The sequence below is a fragment of the Streptomyces sp. YS-3 genome, from assembly GCF_045257485.1.
Lineage (GTDB): Bacteria > Actinomycetota > Actinomycetes > Streptomycetales > Streptomycetaceae > Streptomyces.
Genome location: NZ_JBJHPC010000492.1, coordinates 1 through 5,445 on the forward strand (window position 1 = coordinate 1; position 5,445 = coordinate 5,445).

A 5,445-nucleotide genomic window follows, 5' to 3' on the forward strand; every position below is an offset into this window, starting at 1 on the left:
GCCCGGGTTCCGCCCCCCCCGCCCGGGTTCCGCCCCCCCCGCACTCGTCCGCCGCGGGGGAGCGGACGACGCATTCCCCTGCGCTTCAGTCCTTGCGCGATGTCTACCCTGGAGGTCCAGCCATGGGCTCATATGCCCTTCCCAGACCGGTTATCCGCCGGAAGATCCGCGGTCTGCTGCTGGCGCTGGTCGTCGGCGTCCTCGGTGTGGCCGCCGCACTGGTCGCGCCGCCGACCGCACAAGCCGCCGACAGCACGCTCGGCGCCGCGGCGGCGCAGAGTGGCCGCTACTTCGGCACCGCCATTGCCTCGGGTCGGCTGGGCGACTCGGCGTACACGACGATCGCGGGCCGTGAGTTCAACTCGGTGACAGCCGAGAACGAGATGAAGATCGACGCCACCGAACCGCAGCGGGGCCAGTTCAACTTCACCGCCGGTGACCGCGTCTACAACTGGGCGGTGCAGAACGGCAAGCAGGTGCGCGGCCATACCCTGGCCTGGCACTCTCAGCAGCCCGGCTGGATGCAGAGCCTCAGCGGCAGCACGCTGCGCCAGGCGATGATCGACCACATCAACGGCGTGATGGCCCACTACAAGGGCAAGATCGCCCAGTGGGACGTCGTGAACGAGGCGTTCGCCGACGGCAGCTCGGGAGCCCGGCGCGACTCCAACCTGCAGCGCACCGGCAACGACTGGATCGAGGTCGCCTTCCGCACCGCGCGTGCCGCCGACCCGGCCGCCAAGCTCTGCTACAACGACTACAACATCGAGAACTGGACCTGGGCCAAGACCCAGGGCGTGTACGCCATGGTCCGGGACTTCAAGCAGCGTGGCGTGCCGATCGACTGCGTCGGCTTCCAGTCGCACTTCAACAACGACAGCCCGTACAACAGCAACTTCCGCACCACCCTGCAAAGCTTCGCGACCCTCGGCGTCGACGTGGCCATCACCGAACTCGACATCCAGGGCGCCTCGGCCACGACCTACGCCAACGTGACCAACGACTGCCTGGCCGTCCCGCGCTGCCTCGGCATGACCGTCTGGGGTGTGCGCGACACCGACTCCTGGCGAGCGGAGCAGACGCCGCTGCTGTTCAACGGCAACGGGAGCAAGAAGCCTGCCTACACCGCCGTCCTCAACGCGCTCAACGGCGGCTCCACGACGCCCCCTTCGGATGCCGGACAGCTCAAGGGCGTCGGGTCGGGCCGCTGCCTGGACGTGCCCGGCGCCAGCACCACCGACGGCACCCAGCTCCAGCTGTGGGACTGCCACAACGGCACTAACCAGCAGTGGACGTACACCGCCGCCGGCGAGCTCAGGGTCTACGGCAACAAGTGCCTGGACGCGGCCGGCGCCGGCAACGGCACCAAAGTCCAGATCTACAGCTGCTGGGGCGGCGACAACCAGAAGTGGCGCCTCAACTCCGACGGATCCATCGTCGGCGTCCAGTCCGGTCTCTGCCTCGACGCCGTCGCAGGCGGTTCCGCCAACGGCACCCTGATCCAGCTCTACTCCTGCGCGAACGGCAGCAACCAACGCTGGACCCGCACCTGAGGGAACCTGCCACGAACGAAAGGGTGAATCGATGAAGAACTACGGTGAGGTTTCTCCCGCCGCTCCACGATTACATCGTTGGTGGTCCCGGGTCGCCGCCCTGGTGGCGCTGTCCCTCGCGATCGGCATGCTCGCCGCGGCGCATCCGGCGCCCGCCGAGGCGGCGACGGTGGACACCAACGCCTGGTACGTCATGGTCAATCGCAACAGTGACAAGGCGCTGGACGTCTCCGGCGCCTCCACCGCCGACGGCGCGCGGGTCAGCCAGTGGACACGCAATGACGGAGCCAACCAGCAGTGGCAGTTCGTGGACGCCGGCGACGGCTTCTACCGCCTCAAGGCCCGGCATTCGGGCAAGATCCTCGACGTGGCCGGCTCCTCGACCGCAGACGGTGCCGCGATCCAGCAGTGGGCCGACCACAACGGGGGCAACCAGCAGTTCCGCCTGGCCGACTCCGACGCGGGCCACGTCCGGTTGATCAACCGCACCAGCAGCAAGGCGGTGGAGGTGCAGGGGGCCTCCACCGCCGACGGCGGCAACGTCGTCCAGTACAGCGACTGGGGCGGCGCCAACCAGCAATGGCAGATGATCAAGTTGTCGTCCGGTGGAGGCGGCGGATGTGGCAGTGCTCCGACCCTGGCGAGCGGAACGCACACGATCCAGAGCGGCGGCAAGAGCCGCAGCTTCATCCTCAGGGTTCCCGCCAACTACGACAACAGCCACCGCTACCGGCTGATCGTCGCGTTCCACTGGCGGGGCGGAACCGCCGCCGACGTCGCCTCGGGCGGCACGAGCGGGACCGCCTGGTCCTACTACGGCCAGCAGGAACAGTCGAACAACAGCGCGATCCTCGTCGCCCCCCAGGGCCTCGGCAACGGCTGGGCCAACTCGGGCGGTGAGGACATCACCTTCGTCGACGACATGGTCCGGCGCATCGAGGGCGGCCTCTGCGTCAACCCAGCACAGCGTTTCGCCACGGGATTCAGCTGGGGCGGCGGTATGAGCTACGCACTCGCATGCAGCCGGGCGGATGTCTTCAGGGCCGTCGCGGTCATGTCCGGTGCTGAGATCAGCGGGTGCAATGGCGGCACCCAGCCCATCGCCTACTTCGGAATCCACGGCGTCAGCGACTCCGTCCTCAACATCGCGCAAGGACGGTCCCTGCGCGACAGATTCGTCCGCAACAACGGCTGCGCCTCCCAGAGCCCGCGCGAGCCCGCGCCGGGCAGCCGAACGCACATCACCACCACCTACTCGGGCTGCCGTGCCGGATACCCGGTCCAATGGGCCGCGTTCGACGGAGGCCACATACCCGGTCCGGTCGACGGCTCCACCGGCGAAAGCGGCGTCACCACCTGGACCAAAGCAGAGATCTGGAGGTTCTTCGCACAGTTCTAGTGACACGCCCGCACCACGGAGTGGAGCCCGGATTGATCCTGGCTCCACTCCGTCGACGTCTATCCCAGATTGAAGGACGGAGAGACTCTTTCCGGAGAGCCCGGGCCGTCAGACTGGTCACGGATGGCGAACAGGCCGTGAGAGAAGTGGCGTTTCGAGGACCACGCCCTCGCGGAGGGAGGTCTCGCCCGCCCGCTTCAAGGCCTCGCGGGCCGCCAAGGACGCCGGTTTACTGTGAACGAGGGCCACGGTGACGGTGATCTCGGCGGCCCCCGCCAGGAGTTGGTCGTACCACGGTTGTGAGCGCCCTCGTTTTGTCCATACGGGCGCCCTTGGTGTAGATCATCTGGACCGCTGTCGGGGCTCGCCCCGGATTCACGCCGACAGCCAAGACAGCACACTGTACGCACCAGTTGCCGCGAGATGGCCCGATCCCGGGCCTGGGACCCATCGAGCGGGACGGCGCTCTCGACCTTGTTCGGACGGGCTCACCAACCCGGAGGCGAAGACCGAGCGGCCCTGTCGCCTACTTGATCTCGGCGAGGCAACCTGGCGTGAGCGCGCGCTGAATGCCGAGGACGCGCTCAAGGCCACCCAGACCGAGATCCTCGCCCAACGCTCCCGGATCGGTGAACTCCTCGGCCGGATAAGGGACGTGCAAGCCGAATGGGCCGAAGAGGCCATTCAGCGGATCACCACCGAGAACACCACCCTCAAACCAAGGGTCCGTCAGCTGACCGCCGATAACCGCGCCCTCGACGAGCGGCTCAAAGCCGCCCGATCCAACCTCCGCTTCCAGGACCGGCGCGTCGCCGACCTCGAAGCCCGCCTCACCGGACCGGAACCACCGGCCTGATCACCTCCCGCTGGCACGGCATGGCCCGTCCACCGTCCCGGTGGACGGGCCATCCCACGATCTCGGCCGCCCAAGCCGAACGAGCCGCCGTCAGCTGAGGAGTGCGACGGCCGTGCGGTCATTCCACGAAGGCGCCACGTCTCACGCCCCGGCGACTCCGTCGATGCGCTCTCGGATCAGATCGGCATGGCCATTGTGACGTGCGTACTCCTCGATCATGTGGACCATGATCCAGCGCAGCGACACTCCGTGATCGCCTACATGGCCAGCTTCCTGTTCAGACAGGTGACCGGAGTCCTCCAGTGATGCGGCGGCGATGAACTCCCGGCCTTGAGCCACTTCCGCTTGCCAGGCGACCGTCGCCTCGTCGAGTCCACGGTCCGGATGAAGGGCAAAGCCATCAGCGTTGCTCTCCCCGAAGACCGGGGGCACGTCCTGGCCCGTGAACACACGCTGGAACCAGTTGCGTTCCACCTCAGCCATGTGCTGGACGAGGCCCAGCAGCGTCATCGACGACGGTGCCACCGAGGCCAGTCGTAATTGATCATCCTTGAGGCCCGAGCACTTGAGGGCGAGAGTCGCACGGTGAAAGTCGAGCCATGCTTCCAGCATGGCGCGCTCATCAGCATGCGCGGGCGGTATGGGTCGTCCATCCGGTGTCGTAGTCATAACCGCACCCTGGCAGAAGCAGCCATGTCCTACGACCGCCTTCGCTGGCGACGAACACGCGTGATCGACGCCAGCCGAGGCAAGCCAAGACATCAAATCTCACAACACCGACCCCACCCCATCGTCACGGACGCGTTGTACGGGTACGTCCGCCCGCACCGGTGGACCGTCGCACTCGGTCTGTTGCTGGCGCTGGTGGGTGCCGCCGGCGGACTGCTGCAGCCGCTGGCCACGAAGGCCCTGGTCGACCGGCGGCCCGCTTCCGACGCTCCCGTACCCGCCCAGGCGGGTGGGCGCCGACTGATGTCGGTCGAGCAGGGCGCCGACTTCCGCCAGCCGCCCGGCGAGACCGAGCCCGCACCCGCCCCGGCGTCCGCTTGCCCCCGGCGGCCTCACCTTCTCAGACTCGGACCGCCAAATCTGAGCGCTACCACCATGGGGTTCGTCACGTCCAGGACCAGCTCACCACCTAGCCCCACCGCCCGGTGTGCCAGCGCCACCATCGGGACAGTGGTCGTAGTCGGCCGGGCTCCCGCCTCGGATACCGTGTYCCTCTACGGGGTGCCATAACGGATGTGGCGCCCCCCACCGGAGGTAGTCRGCGTATGAGTTCAAAGCGCAGCAAGAATCCAGCCCTGCCCGTACTTGACGACGCATTCCGGCTCGAGTCGGTCAAGAACGCCGAAGAGTCCACCCGTGACTTGGCCGCGCGGCTGGCCACCACCGAGCTGCGCCGCGTTTCCCACCCGGGCCGGATCACCTGGGACCCCACCGATCAGGCCGAGCCCGTACCGGTCCCGCCGACTGTGGTCGACGGTGACGGGGACCTGTGGCTGCGGGACCGGGGCACTGGCACCTGGACCATGCCCGAGTTCAACCCGAAGGAGTTCCCGGCCCGCTGTGGCGAGGTTCTGACGTGGAACGAGCTTGCCCGCGAGTTCGGCCCGCTCACCGCACTGGCCGACGAC

The 5,445-nt window shown here is 67.8% G+C and carries 5 protein-coding genes; 4 read left to right on the top strand and 1 reads right to left on the bottom strand.

The window, feature by feature from the left end:
• The first annotated feature begins 122 nt into the window (after positions 1-122).
• The 3 genes from ACJA3G_RS28960 (at position 123) to ACJA3G_RS28970 (ending at position 3,808) form a co-directional block, all read left to right on the top strand.
• Entirely contained in the window at positions 123-1,553 is a 1,431-nt protein-coding gene (locus tag ACJA3G_RS28960; RefSeq protein ID WP_406555995.1) for an endo-1,4-beta-xylanase, read from the top strand.
• Between the two features lie 100 nt (positions 1,554-1,653).
• Complete coding sequence (locus tag ACJA3G_RS28965; RefSeq protein WP_406555999.1) at positions 1,654-2,952, top strand: RICIN domain-containing protein; 1,299 nt, start codon at positions 1,654-1,656, stop codon at positions 2,950-2,952.
• A gap of 250 nt (positions 2,953-3,202) precedes the next feature.
• Positions 3,203-3,808, top strand: a complete 606-nt coding sequence (locus ACJA3G_RS28970) for a hypothetical protein (RefSeq protein ID WP_406555996.1) — start codon at positions 3,203-3,205, stop codon at positions 3,806-3,808.
• Positions 3,809-3,949: 141 nt separating this feature from the next.
• On the opposite strand, the gene ACJA3G_RS28975 is transcribed toward ACJA3G_RS28970, so the two are convergent.
• Positions 3,950-4,477, bottom strand: coding sequence for a DinB family protein (locus ACJA3G_RS28975; protein WP_406555997.1), 528 nt, complete (start codon positions 4,475-4,477; stop codon positions 3,950-3,952).
• Positions 4,478-5,082: 605 nt separating this feature from the next.
• Between ACJA3G_RS28975 and ACJA3G_RS28980 the strand changes: the two genes are divergently transcribed.
• The coding region (locus ACJA3G_RS28980; RefSeq protein ID WP_406555998.1) for a hypothetical protein at positions 5,083-5,445 on the top strand (363 nt) is incomplete at its 3' end.

Bases quoted from the DNA above. Each gene is read 5' to 3' on its own strand.
- ACJA3G_RS28960 (WP_406555995.1), top strand. From the start codon at position 123: ATGGGCTCATATGCCCTTCCCAGACCGGTTATCCGCCGGAAGATCCGC.
- ACJA3G_RS28975 (WP_406555997.1), bottom strand. From the start codon at position 4,477: ATGACTACGACACCGGATGGACGACCCATACCGCCCGCGCATGCTGAT.